General features: G+C 63.9%; 20 protein-coding genes. 13 read left to right on the top strand and 7 right to left on the bottom strand.

Annotated features, from left to right (window positions below):
* The first annotated feature begins 90 nt into the window (after positions 1-90).
* Both ASC48_RS06735 and ASC48_RS06730 read left to right on the top strand, forming a co-directional pair.
* The gene (locus ASC48_RS06735) at positions 91-1,686 is read left to right on the top strand and encodes a fumarate hydratase (protein WP_409841049.1); all 1,596 of its coding nucleotides are present in this window, start codon (positions 91-93) and stop codon (positions 1,684-1,686) included.
* Between the two features lie 238 nt (positions 1,687-1,924).
* Positions 1,925-2,521, top strand: a complete 597-nt coding sequence (locus ASC48_RS06730; protein ID WP_055455006.1) for a L,D-transpeptidase — start codon at positions 1,925-1,927, stop codon at positions 2,519-2,521.
* 13 nt (positions 2,522-2,534) lie between these two features.
* On the opposite strand, the gene ASC48_RS06725 is transcribed toward ASC48_RS06730, so the two are convergent.
* Together ASC48_RS06725 and ASC48_RS06720 are read right to left on the bottom strand one after the other, a co-directional pair.
* Positions 2,535-2,894: a gamma-butyrobetaine hydroxylase family protein gene (locus ASC48_RS06725; RefSeq protein ID WP_019963269.1), complete on the bottom strand. Its 360-nt coding sequence runs from the start codon at positions 2,892-2,894 to the stop codon at positions 2,535-2,537.
* A 275-nt stretch (positions 2,895-3,169) separates the two neighbouring features.
* The gene (locus ASC48_RS06720; protein WP_055455280.1) at positions 3,170-4,633 is read right to left on the bottom strand and encodes a cryptochrome/photolyase family protein; all 1,464 of its coding nucleotides are present in this window, start codon (positions 4,631-4,633) and stop codon (positions 3,170-3,172) included.
* A gap of 177 nt (positions 4,634-4,810) precedes the next feature.
* Between ASC48_RS06720 and moaA the strand changes: the two genes are divergently transcribed.
* A complete protein-coding gene (gene moaA / locus ASC48_RS06715) occupies positions 4,811-5,827 on the top strand; it encodes a GTP 3',8-cyclase MoaA (RefSeq protein WP_072242548.1) in 1,017 nt (338 codons plus the stop codon).
* 38 nt (positions 5,828-5,865) lie between these two features.
* Here moaA and ASC48_RS06710 read toward each other — a convergent pair whose 3' ends face one another.
* The 3 genes from ASC48_RS06710 to ASC48_RS06700 form a co-directional block, all read right to left on the bottom strand.
* Positions 5,866-7,107, bottom strand: a complete 1,242-nt coding sequence (locus ASC48_RS06710; protein WP_055455005.1) for a multidrug effflux MFS transporter — start codon at positions 7,105-7,107, stop codon at positions 5,866-5,868.
* A gap of 3 nt (positions 7,108-7,110) precedes the next feature.
* Positions 7,111-7,989 carry a DMT family transporter gene (locus ASC48_RS06705; RefSeq protein ID WP_244270015.1) on the bottom strand — a complete coding sequence of 293 codons (879 nt, stop codon included), beginning with the start codon at positions 7,987-7,989 and terminating at the stop codon, positions 7,111-7,113.
* 146 nt (positions 7,990-8,135) lie between these two features.
* Positions 8,136-9,332 carry an Mrp/NBP35 family ATP-binding protein gene (locus ASC48_RS06700; RefSeq protein WP_055455004.1) on the bottom strand — a complete coding sequence of 399 codons (1,197 nt, stop codon included), beginning with the start codon at positions 9,330-9,332 and terminating at the stop codon, positions 8,136-8,138.
* A gap of 212 nt (positions 9,333-9,544) precedes the next feature.
* On the opposite strand from ASC48_RS06700, the gene ASC48_RS06695 reads away from it, so the two are divergent.
* The 4 genes from ASC48_RS06695 (at position 9,545) to ASC48_RS06680 (ending at position 13,578) form a co-directional block, all read left to right on the top strand.
* Positions 9,545-11,524 (top strand): bifunctional 2',3'-cyclic-nucleotide 2'-phosphodiesterase/3'-nucleotidase, encoded by a 1,980-nt coding sequence (locus ASC48_RS06695; RefSeq protein ID WP_055455003.1) that lies wholly within the window; start codon positions 9,545-9,547, stop codon positions 11,522-11,524.
* A 136-nt stretch (positions 11,525-11,660) separates the two neighbouring features.
* The gene (locus ASC48_RS06690) at positions 11,661-12,347 is read left to right on the top strand and encodes an SDR family oxidoreductase (protein WP_055455002.1); all 687 of its coding nucleotides are present in this window, start codon (positions 11,661-11,663) and stop codon (positions 12,345-12,347) included.
* Between the two features lie 103 nt (positions 12,348-12,450).
* Complete coding sequence (locus tag ASC48_RS06685; protein WP_055455001.1) at positions 12,451-12,903, top strand: BLUF domain-containing protein; 453 nt, start codon at positions 12,451-12,453, stop codon at positions 12,901-12,903.
* A 216-nt stretch (positions 12,904-13,119) separates the two neighbouring features.
* On the top strand, positions 13,120-13,578 hold the full coding sequence (locus ASC48_RS06680; RefSeq protein WP_072242547.1) for a BLUF domain-containing protein: 459 nt from the start codon (positions 13,120-13,122) through the stop codon (positions 13,576-13,578).
* A 136-nt stretch (positions 13,579-13,714) separates the two neighbouring features.
* Here ASC48_RS06680 and ASC48_RS06675 read toward each other — a convergent pair whose 3' ends face one another.
* The gene (locus ASC48_RS06675) at positions 13,715-13,894 is read right to left on the bottom strand and encodes a hypothetical protein (protein WP_055454999.1); all 180 of its coding nucleotides are present in this window, start codon (positions 13,892-13,894) and stop codon (positions 13,715-13,717) included.
* Between the two features lie 231 nt (positions 13,895-14,125).
* Here ASC48_RS06675 and ASC48_RS06670 point away from each other — a divergent pair, with 231 nt between their 5' ends.
* The 3 genes from ASC48_RS06670 to ASC48_RS06660 are packed head-to-tail and all read left to right on the top strand — an operon-like array spanning position 14,126 to position 16,018.
* Positions 14,126-14,956 (top strand): sulfite exporter TauE/SafE family protein, encoded by an 831-nt coding sequence (locus ASC48_RS06670; protein ID WP_055454998.1) that lies wholly within the window; start codon positions 14,126-14,128, stop codon positions 14,954-14,956.
* Positions 14,953-15,705: an AzlC family ABC transporter permease gene (locus tag ASC48_RS06665; protein WP_208975577.1), complete on the top strand. Its 753-nt coding sequence runs from the start codon at positions 14,953-14,955 to the stop codon at positions 15,703-15,705. Before ASC48_RS06670 ends, ASC48_RS06665 begins: the two co-directional genes overlap by 4 nt.
* Positions 15,698-16,018, top strand: coding sequence for an AzlD family protein (locus tag ASC48_RS06660; protein WP_055454997.1), 321 nt, complete (start codon positions 15,698-15,700; stop codon positions 16,016-16,018). The genes ASC48_RS06665 and ASC48_RS06660 overlap by 8 nt, the downstream gene beginning before the upstream one ends.
* Here the strand turns inward: ASC48_RS06660 and ASC48_RS06655 are convergent.
* Positions 16,007-17,566, bottom strand: coding sequence for a bifunctional aminoglycoside phosphotransferase/ATP-binding protein (locus ASC48_RS06655; RefSeq protein ID WP_208975576.1), 1,560 nt, complete (start codon positions 17,564-17,566; stop codon positions 16,007-16,009). The genes ASC48_RS06660 and ASC48_RS06655 overlap by 12 nt on opposite strands.
* A 155-nt stretch (positions 17,567-17,721) precedes the next feature.
* Between ASC48_RS06655 and ASC48_RS06650 the strand changes: the two genes are divergently transcribed.
* From ASC48_RS06650 to ASC48_RS06640, 3 genes are all read left to right on the top strand, one after another.
* On the top strand, positions 17,722-18,102 hold the full coding sequence (locus ASC48_RS06650; protein ID WP_055454995.1) for a hypothetical protein: 381 nt from the start codon (positions 17,722-17,724) through the stop codon (positions 18,100-18,102).
* A 174-nt stretch (positions 18,103-18,276) separates the two neighbouring features.
* A complete protein-coding gene (locus ASC48_RS06645; RefSeq protein ID WP_055455276.1) occupies positions 18,277-19,947 on the top strand; it encodes a thiamine pyrophosphate-binding protein in 1,671 nt (556 codons plus the stop codon).
* 190 nt (positions 19,948-20,137) lie between these two features.
* On the top strand, positions 20,138-20,968 hold the full coding sequence (locus ASC48_RS06640) for a universal stress protein (RefSeq protein WP_055454994.1): 831 nt from the start codon (positions 20,138-20,140) through the stop codon (positions 20,966-20,968).
* The last annotated feature ends 431 nt before the right edge of the window (positions 20,969-21,399 follow it).

The following is a 21,399-nucleotide window of genomic DNA, read 5'->3' as shown; positions in this document are numbered from 1 at the left end:
CATGCCCACGGGTGGCCGTTTTCCAAGACCCTGATGCGAGAGACCGCCATGAATGCTCCCGTCACGCCGCCGGACTACCAGCACAGCGCCATGTTCCCGCTGGGCGAGGACAAGACGCCTTACCGCAAGCTGACATCCGATTACGTCTCTACCGCCACCTTCAACGGCCAGGAAATGCTGATGGTGGAGCCCGAGGGCTTGCGCCTTCTGGCGGAGCAGGCCTTCATCGACATCAACCACTATCTGCGCCCGGGCCATCTCGCCCAGCTGCGCGCCATTCTCGATGATCCGGAAGCGACCGAAAACGACAAGTTCGTTGCCTTCGACCTCTTGAAGAACGCCAGCATCGCTGCAGGCGGCGTGCTGCCCATGTGCCAGGACACCGGCACCGCCATCGTCATGGGCAAGAAAGGCCGCCGCGTGTGGACCGACGGTTCCGATGAGAAGGCCCTCGGCGAAGGCGCGCGCGACGCCTATTTCAAGCGCAACCTGCGCTACTCGCAGCTGGCGCCGATCTCCATGTTCCAGGAGAAGAACACCTCCAACAACATGCCCGCGCAGATCGAGCTCTATGCGGAAGGCGATGACGCCTACAAGTTCCTGTTCATGGCCAAAGGCGGCGGCTCTGCCAACAAGACCTTCCTGTTCCAGGGCACACCCTCGCTGCTGACCCATGACAGGATGATCGATTTCCTCAAGGAAAAAATCCTGACGCTCGGCACCGCCGCCTGCCCGCCCTATCACCTTGCCATCGTCATCGGCGGCACCTCAGCTGAAATGTGCCTCAAGGCCGTGAAGCTCGCCTCCGCCCGCTATCTCGACAACCTGCCGACGCAGGGCTCCGAGCTTGGCCATGCCTTCCGTGACCTTGAAATGGAAGCCGAGATCCACAAACTGACCCAGGCCACCGGCGTCGGCGCCCAGTTCGGCGGCAAGTATTTCTGCCACGACGTGCGCGTCATCCGCCTGCCGCGCCATGGCGCGTCGCTGCCCATCGGCCTTGGCGTCTCCTGCTCGGCTGACCGTCAGGCCACCGGCAAGATCACGAAGGATGGCATCTACCTTGAGCAGCTGGAGATGCATCCGGAGACCTACATGCCGGAAGTCACGGATAAGAACCTCTCGGAAAACGTGGTCAAGATCGACCTCACCCGTCCGATGCCGGAAATCCTCGCCGAGCTGTCGCGCCATCCGATCAAGACCCGTCTGTCGCTGACCGGCCCGCTGATCGTGGCCCGCGACCTTGCCCACGCCAAGCTGCGCGAGCGGCTGGAGGCGGGCGAGCCGCTGCCGGACTATTTCAAGAACCATCCGATCTATTACGCCGGCCCCGCCAAGACCCCGGAAGGCATGCCCTCCGGCTCCTTCGGCCCCACCACGGCCGGGCGCATGGATGCCTATGTGGACCAGTTCCAGGCTGCGGGCGGCTCCATGGTGATGCTGGCCAAGGGCAACCGCTCCCCGGCGGTGCGCCGCGCCTGCCAGGCCCACGGCGGCTTCTACCTCGGCTCCATCGGCGGCCCGGCTGCCCGCCTCGCACAGGACTGCATCAAGAAGGTGGACGTGGTCGCCTATCCGGAACTCGGCATGGAAGCCATCTGGAAGATCGAAGTCGAAGACTTCCCCGCCTTCATCGTCGTCGACGACAAGGGCAACGATTTCTTCCAGGAACTGAACCTGGGGTAATCCGGAACAACGGAGCTATACTGGAGCCCCGCCCTTTACGCCCCGGCCTTTGGCTGGGGCGTTTGTCTTTATGCCCTTAACCGCCCCCTGTGACAGACGGCACAGACAACCTCAAAGTCTTCTCTATGTTTTTCTCATGTCTTCGCCGCGGCATTAAGCGCGCGGAAATGTGATGTGACATAGCGTCATCCCTGGAGTGGAGTGATGAACCAGCCAACCTGGCACGGAGGGGACAGAAATGAGAAGAGTTACGGGCGCTCTGGCGGCCTTCATGATCGTCGCATCAGCCAGTTCTGCTGCGGCCCAGGCAGGGCGTTTTTTTGACCCGGCAACCAAGAGCTGGGTTGAATACGGACCGGGCCTGCACAGTTCCGACAAGTCCCCGATCAAGCGTGAAACCGTGCGTTACGACGGCCCGCACAAGCCGGGCACGATCATCGTCGATACCACCGAGCGCCGCCTCTATCACGTGCAGGAAGGCGGCAAGGCCATGAAATATGGCGTCGGCGTGGGGCTGGAAGGCATGCAGTGGGCCGGTACCCACCGCATCACCCGCAAGGCCGAATGGCCGGGCTGGACACCGCCGCCGCAGATGCGCGCCCGCGAGCGCGCCAAGGGCCGCATCCTGCCGGTGCATATGGAAGGCGGGCCGAACAACCCGCTGGGCGCAAGGGCGCTCTACATCGGCTCGACGCTCTACCGCATCCATGGCACCAACCAGCCCTGGACCATCGGCACCGCCGTCTCCTCCGGCTGCATCCGCATGGCCAATGAGGATGTGAAGCACCTCTATGACAACGTCGGCGTCGGCGCGACGGTGGTCGTGAAGCGCTGAGGGAGGATTGGCCTCACCGGTCGCGGCTGAGGCCTTTTTCTTCGAGTTCGCGCAGATATGTGCCCCAGTGACGGTCTTCCTCGTGAGCGAGTTCGAGGAAATAGGACCACGTGAAGATGCCCGTATCGTGCATGTCGTCGAAGTGCAGGCGGACGGCATAGTTGCCGACCGGCTCCACCTGATAGATCAGTACATTGCGCTTGCCTGGCACTGTCTTCTTCTGCCCCGGCCCGTGGCCCTGCACCTCTGCCGAGGGCGAGCAGACGCGCAGATATTCCGCCGGAAAGGCATGGGTCTCGCCATTATCGAAACTGACGGTGAGAGTGCGCTTGTCGCTGGAAAGGCGCAGTTCAGTGGGCCATGCGGCGGTCATTCGGGCTTGTCCTGATGGATGAGGAATTGTACCGGACGATAGCCCTGTGGCCATAAAGGTCAAGGCTGGTGGTGAGGCACCTGCTGCGGCCTGACCGCATGGAGCCCCTCCTCAGTCATGCCGGACGAAAGCGAAGCCGAGATCCGGTACCGGTGAGCCAAGGTCTTTCGGCCCGCTTCCCTCTTTCACCCAAAGTCTACCCCGGCCCTCCGGTCCCGGCTCGCGCTGCGCTTGGCCGGAATGACTGCGGAGAGGGACGGACTTGCTGAACAGCCTCATCCCGCCGCCTCAAGCCCCGCCTGCTTCACCGCGTCGTACCCTGCGAGCGCCGCATTGCGGGCAGCCGTGTGGTCGACGATGGGACGGGGATAGGTGCGGCCCAGAACGACGCCGGCCGCCTTCAGGATGCGCTCAGGCGCCTCGTGCGGGCAGTGGAGGAACTCGTCCGGCAGCTTGGCCAGTTCCGGGCACCAGCGGCGCACATAGGCACCATCGGGATCGAATTTCTGCCCCTGACCCACCGGGCTGAAGATGCGGAAATAGGGCGCGGCATCGGCGCCGCTGCCCGTCACCCACTGCCAGCTGGCGGAATTGTTGGCGAGATCCGCATCCAGCAGCGTGTCGCGGAACCAGGCCTCCCCATGATGCCAGTGAAGGCGCAGATGCTTGACGAGGAAGGACGCCACCAGCATCCGCACCCGGTTGTGCATGTAGCCGGTGGCCCAGAGCTCGCGCATGCCTGCATCCACCATGGGGTAGCCGGTCAGCCCCTTCTGCCAGGCTTTCAGCGCCGTATCATCCTCAGCCCAGGGATAGGCATCGAAGGCGGGCTTCCAGTTGCGCTCCGGCAGATGCGGGAAATGGTAGAGCAGATGATAGGAAAACTCCCGCCAGCCGATTTCCGATAGGAACTTGTCGCCATCCTTCTGCAGGTGGCCGTACTGTTCTGTGTGAAAGCGGGTAGCCGTCCAGATCTGCCGGGGAGAGATTTCACCGAAATGCAGATGCGGCGACAGGCGCGAGACATTGGGCAGGTCCGGCCGGTTGCGCAGCTCGCCATAACCATCGAGCCCTTCCTCCAGAAAAGCCGCAAGCCGTGCCGCCGCGCCCCTTTCGCCCGGCTGCCAGAGATCGAGCCAGCCAGCCGCCCAGTCCGGCTTCACCGGCAGCAGCGGAAAGTCTGACAGCGGTAGAGACTGACTGACCTGCGGAATGTCCAGCGCCTCCGGCACCGGCAAAGGCGCCGCCACGGTTTTGGCGAGCGCCGCCCGCCAGAAGGGCGAATAGACCTTGAAGGGACCGCCGGTCTTCGTCTCCAGCTCCCAGGGCTCATGCAGCAGCGAACCGTTGAAACTGCGCACCTCGACACCGGCGGCCATGAGATCCGTCTTCAGCCGCTTGTCGCGGGCAATCGCATGCGGCTCGTAGCAGCGGTTCCAGTGAACGGCGGAAGCCCCCGTTTCCTTGACCAGCGCATCCAGCGCCTTGCCGGCGGGCCCGCACATCAGCACCAGCCTGCCGCCCAGGCTTTCGTCAAGCGCCGCCAGCGCATGGTGCAGCCACCAGCGGCTGGCGCCGCCCAGGGGATGGGTTTCGCCGCAGTCCTTCGGATCTTCCAGAATGAACACCGGCACCACGGCGCCTGCCTTTGCAGCCTCGAACAGGGCCGGATTGTCGGCAAGGCGCAGGTCTTGGCGGAACCAGACGATCGTCGTGCGGTCACGTGGCTGAGAGGGCATGGCAAGGCTGTCCGGGATAAATATCAAGTGGTTGTTTGTACGTCATTCCCCGTCTGTGAGATCACATTGCCGGATGCCATCTTGCCCTGAGGAAAAAACCGACTACGTTATTTCCCAACGAACAGAACGAAACATCGTCACAGACACAGCCAGAGATTGCTGATGAGGGAGAGACAGATGAATGACGCCGCGGCATTTCCGCGCATGACCGATCCGTTCGGCCGCGACATTTCCTATCTGCGCGTCTCGGTGACGGACCGCTGCGATTTCCGCTGTGTCTATTGCATGGCCGAGGACATGACCTTTCTGCCCAAGCGCGAGGTGCTGTCGCTGGAGGAACTGGACCGCCTGTGCAGCGCCTTCATCGGCAAGGGCGTGCGCCGCCTGCGGCTGACCGGCGGCGAGCCGCTGGTGCGCAAGGGCATCATGGGGCTGATCCGCTCCCTCTCCCGGCATCTGCAGTCGGGCGCGCTGGACGAGCTGACGCTGACGACCAACGGCTCACAGCTCGCCCGCTATGCCGCCGAACTGGCGGACGCAGGCGTGCGGCGTCTCAATGTCTCCGTCGATACGCTGGATGCAGACCGTTTCCGCGCCATCACCCGCTGGGGCGATCTGCCGAAGGTGATGGAGGGCATCAAGGCTGCCAAGGCGGCAGGCCTTTCCATCAAGATCAACATGGTCGCGCTGAAGGGCATCAATGAGGATGAGATCATCCCGATGATGGAATGGGCCCATAGCGAAGGCCATGACCTGACGCTGATCGAGACCATGCCCATGGGCGAGATCGACGGCGACCGCACGGACCAGTATCTGCCCTTGAGCGAAGTGCGTGCCCGGCTCTCGGAGCGCTTTACCCTCACCAGCATTCCCTACAAGACCGGCGGCCCCGCGCGCTACATGCAGATCGAGGAAACCGGCGGGCGCATCGGTTTCATCACGCCGATGACGCATAACTTCTGCGAAAGCTGCAACCGGGTGCGCATCACCTGCACGGGCATGCTCTACATGTGCCTCGGCCAGGACGACAGCGCCGACCTGCGCGCGCCCTTGCGTGCCTCGGAAGGCGATGAACTTCTCTCGCACGCCATTGATGAGGCCATCGGCCGCAAGCCGAAGGGGCACGATTTCATCATCGACCGGCGCACCAACCGCCCCTCCGTCTCCCGCCACATGAGCGTGACCGGCGGCTGAACGGAAGCGCTTCCTGCCCCATCTCTTCCTGCCCCGTCCTAGACCCGTTCGCTGCGGTAGCAGGCGATGACGGACGCGAGTGTCAGCGTCACGCAGCCGCCCATGACCACCAGCAGCGGCCAGACCGTGCCGGGATACATGCTCTGAGACAGCATCCAGGCCACCAGCGCCGAAACACCGGCGCCAAGGCCGATCTGCATGCTGCCGGCAAGACCTGAGGCCGCGCCAGCCAGATCCGGGCGCACGCTGATGGCACCGGACAGGGCACTGGGCAGGCAGATGCCGTTGCCGAGGCCCAGAATGCACATGGGCAGGAACAGCGAGAAGGGGTGATAGATACCCGCCCCAAAGAGAGCCGCAGCCAGCACAACGGTGATCACTGGCATCAGAGAACCGATGGTGACCATGCGCAGGACGCCGATGCGTGCCGCAAAGCGGCCCGACAGGCCATTGCCGGCAATGTAGCCGCCAGCCACCATCATGAAATAGAGGCCCATGGTCAGCGGCGTCATCCCCAGCACCTGCGAGGCGATGAAAGGAGCCCCGCCGAGGAAGGCGAAATAGACGGCCGAGGTAAACATGGAGGTGCAGGCATAGGCCCAGAACAGCCGCTCCCGGCTCAGCTCCCTGTAGCTGGCCAGAAGGCTTCTGATACTGGTGGTCTGGCTGCGGTCGTGATGGGTCTCATGCAGGCAGGCCCAGGCCGCAAGTGTCACCGCAATGCCGATGGCCAGCATCAGATAGAAGCCCCCCTTCCACCCGGCGACACCATCCAGCGCCCCGCCCATGGCGGGGGCGAGCATGGGGCCCACCGCAAGGCCCATGGTGACGTAGCCGATCATGCTGGCGGCCTGTTCGCGCTCATAAAGATCGCGCACGATGGCACGGCCCAGCACCAGCCCGGCACAGCCGCCCGCAGCCTGCACAATGCGGCCAAAAATGACGGTTTCGACCGTCGCCGCCGCCAGGCAGATGAGCGTGCCGATCACAAAGACGGCCATGCCGGTCACCACCACCGGACGGCGGCCATAGCGGTCGGATACGGGCCCCAGCACAAGCTGCGAAAAGCCCACCGCCGCCAGATAAAGCGACATGGTGAGCTGCACCTCGGCGGCCGTGCTCTCCAGCGCCTTGATCATGCCCGGCAGGGACGGCAGATAGATGTTCATCGCCAGCGGGCTGATCGTGGAGATGGCAATCAGGACCGCCAGCGGAGGACGGCGCCCGCCGGAGGGCGTCTGCCCGGCACCCTGCACCTGCGCGTTCGCGGCCGCATCCATGGTTCAGCTCTGCCCCTGCTGCGCCAGCTTGCGCTCGCGGATGAAGGTGTAGACGCCCGTTGCCACCACGATGGATGTGCCAAACAGCGTCAGCGCATCCGGCACTTCGCTCCAGACCATGTAGCCAATCAGAATGGCCCAGAGAATGCTGGAGTAACGGAAGGGGGACACGACAGCGATATCCCCCAGCCGCATGGCGATGATGATGAAGATATAGCCCGCGAGCAGGAACAGGGAGCCAGCGGCAATGATGCCGAGCTGGCGGACCGTCATCGGCTGCCAGCCCTCGAACAGCACCATTACCCCGCCCAGCGCCATGACACCGAAGCAGGTGACGAGCGTGACGCCGAAGGTGGGAATGGCCTGCGGCATCCGCCGTGTCGAAAGATCGCGCAGCACCATGCAGAACACGCCGCACAGGGCGACGAGCGACCATTCGTTGAAGCCGGAGACGCCGGGCCGGATGATGATCAGCACACCGGCAAAGCCGATGCCGATGGCCGTCCAGCGCCGCCAGCCGACCGCCGCACCGAGGAAGATGGCGGCGGCCGCCGTCACCAGCAGCGGCAGGGACTGCAGAACAGCGGTGATGTTGGCAATCGGCAGTTGGATGAGAGCCACCAGATAGAAGAAGGTTGCCCCCAGCTCGCCCAGTGTCCGCCAGCCCACGGTGGGATGCGCCAGATGCCGGAATTCCCGGTGCACCCCAGTGGCAACCGATGCGGCATAAATCATTACGCAGGCAAAGACGCTGCGCATGACGATGATCTGGCCGAGCGGCAGTTCGTCATGAACGAATTTGACGACGGCGTCATTGGTGAGGAATGCAGCCATAGCCAGCAACATTGCCGTGATGGCCTTGCTGTTTTCTCGAAGATCCACGTGACAATCCTGATCCGGGAGCGCCGGGCACGGAACAGGTGCCACAAGCGGAAGACGTGGGAAATCTTTCCCGCCTTTATATGCAAAGGTCAACCATCCACCTGTGCCGCTGTGCGGGATGCACGGCAGCGCAGGCGGAAACGGCGTCAGTCGATGACGATGCGCGGCGGGGCGCGGCGGACCTCGCCTGTTTCTCCCGTCACACTGGCCCAGACCTTCGCGGCAATGTCCCGGTAGACGGCGGCATGTGCACCTTGCGGGTCTGCCACAACAACCGGCGTGCCTGCGTCGGAGTTGATGCGGATGTCCATGTCGAGCGGCACTTCGCCAAGGAACGGCAGGTGCAGCCGCTCCGCCTCCGCCCTGGCGCCGCCATGGCCGAAGATGTCGTAGCGCTTGCCAGTATCCGGGGCGACGAAATAGCTCATGTTCTCGATGATGCCGAGCACCGGCACATCGACGCGGCGGAACATGTTCAACCCCTTGCGCGCATCGATCAGCGCCAGATCCTGCGGCGTGGAGACAATGACCGCGCCCGACAGCGGCACCTGCTGGGCCATGGTCAGCTGGGCATCGCCCGTGCCGGGGGGCATGTCCACCACCAGCACGTCCAGTTCGCCCCAGGCCACTTCGCGCAGCATCTGCGTCAGTGCCGACATGACCATCGGCCCGCGCCAGATCATCGGCGTGTCTTCTTCGACCATGAAGCCGATGGACATGACCTTGAGACCATGGCCCTCCAGCGGCTTGATGATGCGCCCGCTCACCGGCTCCGGCCGGCCGGAAACGCCAAAGAGGCGCGGCACGGAGGGGCCGTAGATATCGGCATCCAGAACACCCACCTTCAGGCCATTGGCCTTCATCGCCAGCGCAAGGTTGGCCGTGGTGGTGGACTTGCCAACCCCGCCCTTGCCGGAAGCCACGGCAATGATATGCGCCACGCCCGGCACGCCTGCCTTGGCAGGCCCTGCGCCTTGCGGCTGCGGCGCGCGCGGCTGAGCAGCCGGCTGGGCATGGGGGTGGCCGTGAGCGTGACTGTGAGCATGGCTGTGCGGCTGCGGCGCCGGAGCAGAGGCAGAAGTTGAACCGGAGATGCGCTCAGCCGTCAGCGCCACCATCGCCTTCTCGACCCCCGGCAAGGCCTTCACCGCGGTCTCGGCCGCCTGACGCAGCGGCTCCAGCTGGCGGGCCTTTTCTGCGGGCACCGTGATGGAAAAGGCCACGCGGCCATCGGACACAAACACATCGGACACGAGGCCAAGCGATACGATGTCACTGGTTCCGTCCGGGCCGGGAATGCGCGACAGCGCCTGATGCACTGCCGCCTTGATCTGTTCGCTCATGCTGAAGGCGTCCTGTCTGCTTGCGGGCTGGTGCGAAGCACCCGCTCACCTTGTGCCGTAACTTAGCCTCTCACCCGCCCCCGTCAATCGCGCCCGATGCCGCGACCGTCATTGCACCGACAAGATTGCGGGCCTACAACTTGGCCCTGCAGGCACTGAGCGGCCTGCCCTTCCCCGTTCCACAGGCTTCGGCCTTGCGAAGAGATTACGGCATGAACGAGTTGCTTTCCCCCCATCTCACCCGGCGCGGCCTGCTGCTGGGTGCAGCTGCCACCGGCTTTGCCGCCGCCCTTCATCCCTATTCCCTGCGTGCGCAGGAAGGCACGGCGCACCTGCGTCTGATGGAGACGACCGATCTCCACGTTCATGTGTTCCCGTATGACTATTACGCCGACAAGCCTGTGGACACCGCAGGCCTTGCCCGCACAGCTTCGCTGATCCGTGCCATCCGCAATGAAGCCACCAACTCTGTACTGGTTGACAATGGCGACTTCCTGCAGGGCAATCCGATGGGCGACTACATTGCCTATGAGCGCGGCATGAAGGCCGGTGACCTGCATCCGGTGATCCAGGGCATGAATGTTCTGGACTATGACGCGGCAACGCTCGGCAACCACGAATTCAATTACGGCCTTGATTTCCTCGACAAGGTGCTGGCCGGCGCCAACTTCCCGGTCGTCTGCGCCAACATTGCCAAGGGCCAGCTTTCCGCCGGTCCGCGCAGCGACACCACGCTGCTGAAACCCTATGTCATCGTCGACAAGACCATCCGCGACGGCTCGGGCAAGGACTATCCGATCCGCATCGGCTTCATCGGCTTCGTGCCGCCGCAGATCATGAACTGGGACCGCAAGCATCTGGAAGGCAGCGTCAACACCCGCGATATCGTCGAAACGGCGAAGGCTTTCGTCCCGGAAATGCGCGAGCAGGGCTGCGACCTCGTGATAGCCCTGTCCCACTCCGGCATCTCGGCCGGAACCTATGCCGGCGGCATGGAAAACGCCTCGCTGCACCTGGCCGCTGTCGAGGGCATTGATGCCATCTTCACCGGCCACCAGCATCTTGTCTTCCCCGGCACTGCCTTTGACGGCCTTGAGGGGGTAGACACGGCCAAGGGCACGCTCTTCGGCAAGCCCGCTGCCATGGGCGGCTTCTGGGGCTCGCATCTGGGCGTCATCGACCTGATGCTGGCGCGGGACGGCAACAGCTGGCGCATCACCGGCTTCAGCACCGAAGCACGGCCGATCTATACGAAGGAAGGCCGCACGGTCACCCCAACGGTGGAGAGCCAGGACGACGTACTGGACGCCGTGAAGGCCGAGCATGAGGCGACGCTTGCCTATGTGCGCCGCCCGGTCGGCAAGACCGACGCGCCTCTGCATTCCTATTTCGCGCTGGTAGCCGATGATCCAAGCGTGCAGATCGTCTCGCAGGCGCAGATCTGGTACATCACCGAAATGCTCAAGGGCACCGAATGGGAAAGCCTGCCGGTCCTCTCCGCTGCCGCCCCCTTCAAGGCAGGCGGACGTGGCGGCCCCGAATATTACACCGATGTGCCGGTGGGCGATGTGGCCATCAAGAACGTTGCCGATCTCTACCTCTATCCCAACACGGTTCAGGCGGTGGCGATCACCGGCAAGGATGTGAAGGAGTGGCTGGAGCGCTCGGCCGGCATCTTCCGCCAGATCACGCCGGGCGCGAGCGACGAGATGCTGATCGAGCCCACCTTCCCGAGCTACAACTTCGACATCATCGATGGCGTCACCTATCAGGTCGACCTGTCGCAGCCGTCGAAATATGGCGAAAAGGGCGAGGTGCTCAATCCGGAAGCGAACCGCATCGTCAACCTCGCCTACAACGGCACGCCCGTTGACCCGGACCAGAAGTTCGTTGTGGTGACCAACAACTACCGCGCCGGTGGCGGCGGCAGCTTCCCCGGCATCAATGAGAGCGTTGTCATCTTTGCCGGTCCGGATACCAACCGCGACGCGCTGGTGCGCTATATCGTTGAAAAGGGCACGATCAGCCCGAGCGCTGATGCCAACTGGACCTTCAAGCCCATGCCCGGCACCACGGTCCTGTTCGACACCGGCCCCGGCGGCAAGGCCCATGCGGCTTCCGTCAAGGGCGTGAAGATCGAACCGGCAGGCGACGGCGCCGACGGCTTCGCCCGCTACCGCATCACGCTCTGAGCGGGGGACGGCAACTGCGCCAGATTTGATCTGTGCCGTTGCCGGTTGGCCTGGGCCGCCCTAGGTTGACATGCAACGGATCGCCGCCGGTCATTTCCGGCGGCGTTTTCTTTCACGTGCAGGAGACATTTTGCCCATGCCGGTCATGCTCATCACAGGTGCCAACAGAGGGATCGGCCTGGCTGTTGCACGGGTTGCCCTCGCGCGCGGCTGGACGGTGCTCGGCAGCATGCGGCGGGAAGAGGATGCCGACCGGCTTGCCGCAGAACTCGGGCCTCTGTTCCGCCCCCAACTGTTTGATGTGGCCGACCGGGACGCCCTTGCCGCATCGGCCGCCTCCAGCCCGGAGGCGATTGACGTTCTGCTCAACAACGCCGGGATCATCGGGCCGGACGGGCAGGATCAAAGCTCCCTCCACATGGATTTTGACGGTTTCCTGCGCACGCTGGAGATCAATACCCTCGCCCCTCTCGCCGTGGCGCAGGCTTTTCTGCCGCGCCTGCGCAAGGCGGCCCAGCCGCGGATCCTGACCATCTCCAGCCAGATGTCCTGGATGGGCTACGCCAAGTCCGACCGGGTTGCCTACCGGGCGTCCAAGGCAGCGGTGAACAAGGTGATGCAATGCCTTGCCACCGATCTGGAGCCCGAGAACATCGCCGTCGGCCTGATCGATCCGGGTTGGGTGCGTACGGATATGGGCGGCGGCGAGGCTGACCTGACGGCGGAAGAAGTGGCCAGCGGCATTGTTGGCCTCATCGAGAATTTTGATATTACACGAACGGGACGCTTCTTCCGCTGGACCGGCGAAGCACGCGAATTCTGAAATCTTCCGCAAAGAAAATTCCTTAAATTTTATATGAAAGCTTAATCGAAGAAGAGAGACCTGCGTGTAAGCTCCTGATATTCACGGGAACACGGAGTTTTCCATGCCGGGGCTCTATCACATCTGCTATCTGAGCGTTGCAAAGCTGTCTGCCCTTCAGCCCACTCCTGAACAGGGCTTCGAGGCCATCACGGCAGCAGCGCTCAAGGCCAATGCCGCTTCGGGACTGACAGGCTGCATCATATTCACCGGGCAGCATTTCCTGCAGGTGATCGAAGGCAATCGGGAAGACGTGGAAGACACGTTTGGCCGGATCTCGCGCGACACCCGGCACACCGATGTGCGGGTTCTGAGCGAAGGCCCCATCGAGGTACGCGACTTCCCCGAGATGGCCGTCAACTGCGGCGGTGATGAGGCCCTGACGGCTGAGGCGCTTACGGAAATCAGTGCCGTGCTGGATTTCCCCCAGCATCAGCTGCACATCCGGGAAATCCGCACGCTGCTGTCCGTCATCACCCAGACGAGCCGCAAACAGGACGCGCTGCTGGCCGGCTAGCTCAGGAGGCGCTCCCGTTTCTCCGGAGGCGGGGCCCCGCCCGGGACCGCTTCCGGCAGAACTCCACGCTTTCCAGCGGCTTCTAGCCTTAGCTGTATATAGGCTGTATTATTCCGAAATACATCTTTCGCGAAAATTTAATTTTTAGTTCCACAGTTAACTCAGGCTGAATTTCCCTTGCGTAAATTTCGCTCGCGATTGAGCGGAGGGGATAGTATGCCGCAGCTTTATCACATCTCCTACATGAGTGACGCCAAGCCTCAGGCACTCGGCCCCGATGTATGCGAAAGCATTCGTGCGATCGGGCAACAATGCCTCAGAAAAAACGCAAGGCTTGGGCTCACAGGATGCTTGCTCTTTGCAGGCGGGAAATTCTTCCAGACCCTCGAAGGTGAAACGGAAGACGTTGAAGATACGTTCGGCCGTATTTCCAGGGACAGCCGGCACAAGGACCTGCGCGTTCTGAGCGAGGGCTATATTCCGGAAAGAGCCTTCGCCGGAACAACCGTCACCGCCCCTGACTGCTGTCTTCAGCTTGCCTCCGAAGTGCTGCAGGAACTCAGCCAAGCCGTTGACACGCTGGCCCTGCTCCATCTTCACACCCGCGAACTGGAAACTCTGCTGGCGGTGGTTACCCAGCCCTCCCGGCGGCATGACTTCCTGCTGAACGCCTGAGCGGCCGGGACAGCGTCCGGCTGCACGCAGAGACCACAAAGGCTTCTGCGGCGGCCGGCGGCCCTTGCGGCGTATCCTGCTGTCCGTCAGCCTCAACCCGCCCGCACCCGCACGGTGAAGCGGGCCACTTCCATCCTCAGCATCTCCGCATCGCGGGCAGAACCGCCCGCCAACACCAGAACCCGCGCTGCAGCCCCTCTGCCGCTTCCGCCACCCGGCGGAAGCCGGTGATGCTGGCGGAGACTTCGGCTGTACTGGCCAAAACCTGCTGCACATCGCGCGCAATCTCCAGGGTGACAGCATTCTGCTTCTCCATCACAGCTCTGCTGGCTGCGGATTGAAATCCGGTCATTTGACCGGAGACCCTCTGGCACGCGCGATTTTCAGTAGTCCGGGGAGATCGCGCCGGACATTCCCAGCCACATTTCGAGGCCATGGAAAAAAGGGTGACGGCGCCTCAATATTGTATACATTAAACTTCCATCAGAGAAAATTGCCGGCAATGCGGACGCGGCCAGGCACGCTTTTTCAATCGGACAGAACACTCATGGACAACGCGAATATCATGGAACTGGCGTCCCTGGCCGCCGCCCTGCTGGCCACCGGCGCCATCGCCGGCATTGCGGCAGGCTTGCTGGGTGTCGGCGGCGGCATCGTCATCGTGCCGGTGCTCTACTATGTCTTCCCGCTGGTGGGCGTGGAGCAGGAAGTCGTGATGCATCTGGCGGTGGGCACCTCGCTCGCCACCATCGTTGCCACGGGCTACTCCTCGGCACGGGCGCACTGGCTGCGCGGCAGCGTTGACATGGACCTGCTGAAGCGCTGGTGGCTGCCGATTTCGGCCGGTGTGATCGCTGGCGCAACGCTGGCCGGCAATCTCAGCGGCGGCGCGCTGTCGCTCGTCTTCGGTACGGTGGCGCTGCTGGTTTCGGCCAATATGGTGCTGCGCAAGGAGGGCAGCGGCATTGCAGACAAGCTGCCCGGCACGCCCATCCGCGAGATGCTGGGTGCGATCATCGGCGGGGTTTCGGTGATGATGGGCATTGGCGGCGGCACGCTGGGTGTGCCGGTTCTGACACTCTTCTCCTATCCGATCCGCAAGGCCGTCGGCACGGCGGCTGCCATCGGCCTCATCATCGCCGTACCGGGCACACTCAGTTCCATCTACTTCGGCTATGGCAATCCGGACTTGCCGCCGTTTTCACTCGGCTATATCAATCTGCTTGGCTTTATTCTGATCATCCCTGGCTCGCTTCTCATGGCCCCCGTGGGCGCGAAGCTGGCGCACACCCTGCCGCCAGCCAAGCTGAGGCTTGTCTTCGCCGCATTTCTTGCCTTCACCGGAGCCAGGATGATCTACAGCGTACTGGCAGGATGACGGATAACAGCGCCCCTATCACCCAAAGCGGCATGATGCTCGGCGTGCGGCAGACTTTCCCGCTCGTTCCGGGCATCATCACATTTGCAGCCGTCTTCGGCACGGTCTGCGCCCAGAAGGGGCTGACGCTGGCTGAAACGCTGCTGATCAATTCCTTCGTCTTCGCTGGCGCCTCTCAGTTCGTGGCGATGGAGCTTTACCGTGATCCGGTGACGCCGGCCGTGCTGCTGGCGATGACAGGCATTGCCGCTGCGGTGAACCTGCGGATGCTGCTGCTGGGCGCCTCGCTGCGGCCCTGGCTGGGGGCAGCACCCGCGTGGCAGGTCTATCCTTCTCTCTATTTCCTCACCGACATGAACTGGCTGCTCGCCCTGCGTTACCGGGCGGGCGGCGGCAGCGACTGGGGCATTTACCTCGGCAGCGGGCTGCTGCTCTGGGTGCTGTGGGCGGTGGCCGTCATTCCGGGCTATTTTCTCGGCCAGCTGTTTGCCGAGCCGCAGCGCTGGGGCCTCGATCTGGTGATGCCGGCTCTCTTCATCACAATGCTGGTGCCCCTGTGGAAAGGCCGCCGCCAGACACTGAGCTGGGGCGTTGCCGCTGTTGTGGCCCTTGGCAGCTGGCAGCTGATCGGCGGCTACTGGTTCGTGCTGACGGGCGCCATTGCAGGGGCCATTGCCGGGGCCTATGCCAGCGACCCGGACGCCGCGGACACGGAGCCGGCGAAGGAAACGGAGAAGCCGAATGGCTGAGAGCCCCTTCTCCGTCGATTTCCTGTTTTTCCTGACGGTCATCGCCATGACCGGCGTGACCTATCTGATGCGTGCCGCAGGCTACTGGATCATGGGGCAGGTGCCGATGACACCGCGCATCCGCCGGGGGCTGGAAGCCTTGCCGGGCGCGATCATCGTTTCCACCATCTTGCCCATCGCGCTGAAGGGCGGCGTGCCTGCCGCCCTGTGCCTCATGGTTGCTGCCGCCGTGATGGCGGTGCTGCGCAAGGATATCGCCGCCGTGGTGCTGGCCATAGCCGCAGCTGCGGGCGCGCGCGCTCTAGGTCTCTAAAGCCAGCGCCTTGAGCGCTGCGGCCAATGTGTCCTCCAGAGCTGCGCCAGCCCCAACCACCTGCCAGTCCACCGGCCCCAGATCATAGGCAAGCTGGCGGGACACGACCTCAACTGTCGCATCCGACGCATCCCCCTTGCGGGCGCTGACACGGGCCTTGAGCGTGGCCTCCCCTGCCTCCAGCCAGAGCCCGGTGAAAGGCAGTTCCATCACCGCCGCCAGATCCGCCACCGCCTGCCGCTCGCCCGGCCTGGCGTGGACGGCATCGAGAATGACGCTGTGCCCAGCGGCAAGCGCTGCCCGCGCCTCTGCCATCATCGCCGCATAGACCGCATCGCTCGCCTCCGGCGTATAGGCGCATGCGGGGGCGCGGCTCATTTCCTCAAGCCCCAGCATGCGCTTGCGCAGCACATCGCTGCGCAGCACCCGCGCCCCCGGCAGCGGCAGCAGATGCGGCGCAATCAGCCCTGCCAGCGTGGATTTGCCCGCACCGGAGAGCCCGCCAATGGCAATGAGGCGGGGCGTTGCCGGTTCCAGCGCCCGGCAGGCCAGCTCGAAATAGGCCCGCGCCGCCTCGCGCTGCGTTTCAGCCAATGCAGTTTCCTGCTGGGTGGCGATGCTGGCCGCAGCGATCTTGGCCCGGATGGCTGCGCGCATGGAGATATAAAGCGGCAGCGCCGCCAGCCCCTCGCCCATCTCCGGCAACTGGGTCAGATCGAGATAACGGTTGAGCAGATGGCAGGCGGCAGGCGTCTGGCCGCGTTCGATCAGGTCCATCAGCGCAAACCCCACATCATAGAGCACGTCGCCGGTGGCGATACCGTCATCAAATTCCACCGCATCGAAGAGCACCGGCGCGCCGTCAATCAGCACCACATTGGCAAGGTGCGCATCCCCATGCGCCAGCCGCACCAGCCCCTTGCGGCCACGCTGGAGCACCAGATCCTTGATGCGGGCCAGCGCGGCACGGGTGGCGGCGACCAGCGCCCCGGCCTCATGGGCAGGAAACAGTTCCGGCGCGGCGCGAAAGGCAGCTTCGTTCTGTTCGGCGTAGCTGGAAAGCCCGGCAAACCACTCCGCCGCATCCCGCACCGGCGCCACCGCATGGGCAGCGGCAAAGGTCTTCGCCAGTGCCGAGGTGAGGCTTTGCGGCAGCGGCCCTCTGGCGGCCACATGGTCCAGGGTGGCGCTTTCATCAAAGCGGCGCATGTGCACCAGCGGCTCCACAAGCTCGCCGTCTCCGCCCAGCGCCAGCGTTCCGTCCGCGCGCCGCATCACCGCTGTCTCGCCCGGATAAAGCTCCGGCGCAAACAGGCGGTTGCGGGTCAGTTCCGCCGTCACCGCCCGGCGGCGCAGAGGAAGCGCCGAATAATCCAGAAAGGGAAAACGCACGGCGCGCTTCATCTTGTAGGCGTCATGGCCGATCAGAAACACCGTGTTGGCATGGGTGTCGATCCGCCGCGATCCGGGCTCCGCCCGCACCAGCGCATCGAGAAAGGCGTAGGCTTCGCTCTGATCATCTGGCAGATGGCGTTCTGGCGGAGGCATGTGCATCTCCCATTTCCGCTACGGCAGCAGCTTTCACCGTGCGGCAGATACCGGTCTGCCGAATTGATCCTGCTCAATGCCCCGCCGCCGTCCTGTGCCAGTCTGCGGCCAGCAGAACCGGCAGAACGCCGGGGGAAGCAAGGAGGGACCCGCCCATGACCGCAAGCCACGGCCTGAAGAAGATAAGACTGAACCTCGCCCGGACCAAAGAGTTCCCCAACGGCTCGGCCCATCATGGCTATGAATTCACCGCGCCGCTGGATGAAACGGGCCACATTGATGCTGTTGCATGGAAGACAGCGCGGGACCGTTGCCGCGTCCGCCGCTTCTGGGGCGGCGAGGAAGACGAGATTGGCCATCTGGTGCACCGCCCCGGCGGCTCCTGGGCTTTCCGCTATGACATTGACGGCGACGATGACGATGAAGCCGGCTACCGCTTCGGCTCGCATGCATTTCAGCCCGGAGAATATGTGTCGATCCGCGACGAGGACGGCGAGTTACATACATTCCAGGTGGTCACCGTTCTTCCCGTCTGACCCTTGATGAAATTCCGGCTCCGCGTGGCTTTTCATTCCTGAACAGAATGAAGTCATTGCAAAAAGCCGTGCGGGGCCGGTGTCATGTCCGGTGCCAATCACTGCTCACCTGCGCTATAGAGCAGGCAGGCTCGCGCAGCCTTGCGCATCTGCACCAACAGCGGGAAAACGGATATGGCACAGAAGACCGGCGGTCAGCTCCTCGTGGAAGCTCTGGAAACCCATGGCGCGGAGCGGGTGTTCTGCGTGCCGGGCGAGAGCTATCTCGCCGTTCTCGATGCCCTGCATGATGCCGATATCCCGGTTACCGTATGCCGTCAGGAAGGCGGTGCGGCGATGATGGCCGAGGCCCATGGCAAGCTGACGGGCCGCCCCGGCATCTGCATGGTCACCCGAGGCCCCGGCGCCACCAATGCTTCGTCGGGCGTGCATGTGGCGGCGCAGGATTCCACCCCGATGATCCTCTTCATCGGCCAGATCGAACGCGGCATGCGCGAGCGTGAGGCGTTTCAGGAAGTCGATTACCGGCAGATGTTCGGCGGCATCGCCAAGTGGGTGGCGGAAATCGACCATGCGGACCGGGTGCCGGAGTTCATCTCCCGCGCCTATCACGTGGCCACCTCCGGCCGCCCCGGCCCCGTGGTTCTCGCCCTGCCGGAAGACACGCTGGTGGAACTGGCCGATGTGACCCAGCCTGAGCCATGGAAGCAGGTGGAGACCCATCCGGGCCTGACCCAGATGGCCGATCTGCAGAAGCGCCTGTGGGCGGCAGAGCGCCCCATCGCCATTCTCGGCGGCAGCCGCTGGACGGCGGAGGCTGTCGCCGCCTTCACCCGCTTTGCCGAGCGCTTCGAGCTACCTGTCGCCTGCTCCTTCCGCCGCCAGATGCTGTTCGACAACCTGCACCCCAACTATGCCGGTGACGTGGGCATTGGCGCCAATCCGAAGCTGCTGGCCCGCATCAAGGCCAGCGATCTGGTGCTGCTGGTGGGCGGGCGCCTGTCCGAAATGCCGAGCCAGTCCTACACGCTGCTGGACATTCCCCAGCCCTCGCAGCAGTTCATCCACGTCTATCCGGACCCCGACGAGCTGGGCCGTGTGTACCGCCCCAGCCTTGCCATTAACGCCTCCCCCACTGCCTTCTGCAAGGCGGCTGAAGGGTTGCAGCCGCCGGTGAGCAACAAATGTGCGGGCACCGCTACCGAAGCTCACGCGGACTACCTCGCATGGTCCGGCGCCAGGCCGCAGACGCCGGGCGCGCTGCAGATGGCGGGCGTCATGGACTATCTGGAGGCAAACGCCGCCCCCGGCACCATCTTCACCAATGGTGCGGGCAACTATGCCACCTGGCTGCACCGCTTCCACCGCTTCCGCCAGTTCGGCACGCAGGCCGCTCCCACTTCCGGCTCCATGGGCTATGGCCTGCCGGGCGCCATTGCCGCCAAGCTCGCCTTCCCGCAGCAGGATGTGATCTGTTTTGCCGGTGACGGCTGCCTGCAGATGACCATTCAGGAACTGGGTACCGCAGCGCAGGAAGGGGCTGCCGTCATCGTGCTCGTCATCGACAACGGCATGTATGGCACCATCCGCATGCATCAGGAGCGGCATTATCCGGGCCGCATCTCGGCCACGAAGCTGGAGAACCCGGACTTCGCCGTCCTCGCCCGCGCCTATGGCGCCCATGCGGAAACCGTGACGGCAACGGAGGAGTTCGGCCCGGCTTTCGAGCGGGCACGGGCCAGCGGCAGGCTGTCGCTGCTGCATCTGAAGCTTGATCCGGAGGCCCTGACGCCTGCGGCCTCGCTCAGCCAGATCCGTGCCGCCGCAGAGGCCGCAAAGGGCTGAGACATTTCGTCTCTGCGTATTGCCCCACCATGGAACAATCGCCCGTTGAACGGCATTTTCATTTTGGGGCAGCAACACCTGACCAGGCGTTGACAAGACCGGAATTGACCCGTGTCAATGTCCGGTCATGCTTGCCGGCCTAGCTTGTGAGCTGAAGGGCTCATGAGGGCCAAGCGACGGGAGACTTGAAATGGCTTTGAGAGACATTCTGATGGTGACCGATCTGTCGGGCGAACAGCAGGCCGTGAAATACGGCATCGAGCTTGCTGCCCGCTGCGACGCCCATGCAACCGGCCTTGCCCTTTCCTATGAACCCGTGGTGCCGGCTTTTGCCGCGGCGCCCGTTCCGGTCGACTTCATCGAGCAGAGCCGCCAGCACGCGCTCGCCGCTGCGAAGAAGTCTCTGGAAACCTTCAACGAGCTGGCCCGCCTTGGCGGGGTGAAGTCGGAAGGCCGGCTTGCCGAAGTCATCACCGGCGGCCCGATGGAACCGGTGCTGCGCCACTGCCGCCTGACGGACCTGATCGTCGTCGGCCAGGACAACCCGGACCAGCCGGAGCCAATGCGCGAACTGCTGATCGAAACGGCCCTGTTTGAAAGCGGCGTGCCGGTGCTGATCATCCCCTACATCGGCACTCCGGCGCCGAAGTTCGAAAATGTGCTGGTTGCCTGGGATGGCAGCTCCACCGCCACCCGTGCCGTGCATGCAGCCCTGCCGATCCTTGCCATGGCGAAGAAGGTGACCGTGCTGATCATCAACAAGGGCTCGAAGATGGCCGGTGAGCCGGGTGCTGACATGGCCACCTATCTGGCCCGCCACGGCCTCGACGTCACCGTGGACGTGATCACCAACACCCAGACCACCGTCGCCGAAACGCTGCTCAACTATGTCAGCGACAACGGCAACGATCTGGTGGTGATGGGCGGCTACGGCCACAGCCGCGTGCGCGAATTCCTCTTCGGCGGTGCCACCCGCGACATCCTCGCCGCCATGACCGTGCCGGTGCTGATGGCGCATTGAGGGGGGTATGCCGGATTGAAGGTTCCGGCTCGCACCAGCCTTGAACTGGACATGCCAATTCCTTCTGGCATCGCCTCTCAGCCACCTCCCCTACGAGGGGCAGCGTTCATACCGAACTGCCCGCCAGGCACCAGTTCTTCTCCCCCCCTTTGAGGGGCAGAGGGGGGAGTGGACTGTCCGGTTGAGAGAGATAATGCCGTGTTGATGAGCACTTACCCCCCTCTGTCAGCTTACGCTGACCTCTCCCCCTCAAAGGGGGAGAGGGGCGCTGCGGCAAAAAAGGGCCCGCTCCCCCTCCTTGCGTCCAATGTAAACACTGCCACCGCAAGGAGAGAGGAAACGGAAAGCTCGTGCCTGCGCCGGGCCCTGTTGACTGTTGAGGCCGCACCCGGCACCCTTCGGCCGCGCAGCCAGATCACACGTCCTGCCGG

This window comes from Pannonibacter indicus (assembly GCF_001418225.1).
Lineage (GTDB): Bacteria > Pseudomonadota > Alphaproteobacteria > Rhizobiales > Stappiaceae > Pannonibacter > Pannonibacter indicus.
Note: the sequence above shows the minus strand (reverse complement) of the source record. Positions and strands in the feature narration are given on the sequence as shown.

Coding starts and splice junctions, on each gene's coding strand:
- ASC48_RS06640 (WP_055454994.1), top strand. CDS start 20,138: ATGGCTTTGAGAGACATTCTGATGGTGACCGATCTGTCGGGCGAACAG.
- ASC48_RS06735 (WP_409841049.1), top strand. CDS start 91: ATGTTCCCGCTGGGCGAGGACAAGACGCCTTACCGCAAGCTGACATCC.
- ASC48_RS06680 (WP_072242547.1), top strand. CDS start 13,120: ATGCCGCAGCTTTATCACATCTCCTACATGAGTGACGCCAAGCCTCAG.
- ASC48_RS06650 (WP_055454995.1), top strand. CDS start 17,722: ATGACCGCAAGCCACGGCCTGAAGAAGATAAGACTGAACCTCGCCCGG.
- ASC48_RS06725 (WP_019963269.1), bottom strand. CDS start 2,894: ATGACCGCCGCATGGCCCACTGAACTGCGCCTTTCCAGCGACAAGCGC.
- ASC48_RS06675 (WP_055454999.1), bottom strand. CDS start 13,894: ATGGAGAAGCAGAATGCTGTCACCCTGGAGATTGCGCGCGATGTGCAG.
- ASC48_RS06645 (WP_055455276.1), top strand. CDS start 18,277: ATGGCACAGAAGACCGGCGGTCAGCTCCTCGTGGAAGCTCTGGAAACC.
- ASC48_RS06720 (WP_055455280.1), bottom strand. CDS start 4,633: ATGCCCTCTCAGCCACGTGACCGCACGACGATCGTCTGGTTCCGCCAA.
- ASC48_RS06710 (WP_055455005.1), bottom strand. CDS start 7,107: ATGGATGCGGCCGCGAACGCGCAGGTGCAGGGTGCCGGGCAGACGCCC.
- ASC48_RS06685 (WP_055455001.1), top strand. CDS start 12,451: ATGCCGGGGCTCTATCACATCTGCTATCTGAGCGTTGCAAAGCTGTCT.
- ASC48_RS06700 (WP_055455004.1), bottom strand. CDS start 9,332: ATGAGCGAACAGATCAAGGCGGCAGTGCATCAGGCGCTGTCGCGCATT.
- ASC48_RS06665 (WP_208975577.1), top strand. CDS start 14,953: ATGACGGATAACAGCGCCCCTATCACCCAAAGCGGCATGATGCTCGGC.
- ASC48_RS06670 (WP_055454998.1), top strand. CDS start 14,126: ATGGACAACGCGAATATCATGGAACTGGCGTCCCTGGCCGCCGCCCTG.
- ASC48_RS06730 (WP_055455006.1), top strand. CDS start 1,925: ATGAGAAGAGTTACGGGCGCTCTGGCGGCCTTCATGATCGTCGCATCA.
- ASC48_RS06690 (WP_055455002.1), top strand. CDS start 11,661: ATGCCGGTCATGCTCATCACAGGTGCCAACAGAGGGATCGGCCTGGCT.
- ASC48_RS06655 (WP_208975576.1), bottom strand. CDS start 17,566: ATGCCTCCGCCAGAACGCCATCTGCCAGATGATCAGAGCGAAGCCTAC.
- moaA (WP_072242548.1), top strand. CDS start 4,811: ATGAATGACGCCGCGGCATTTCCGCGCATGACCGATCCGTTCGGCCGC.
- ASC48_RS06695 (WP_055455003.1), top strand. CDS start 9,545: ATGAACGAGTTGCTTTCCCCCCATCTCACCCGGCGCGGCCTGCTGCTG.
- ASC48_RS06660 (WP_055454997.1), top strand. CDS start 15,698: ATGGCTGAGAGCCCCTTCTCCGTCGATTTCCTGTTTTTCCTGACGGTC.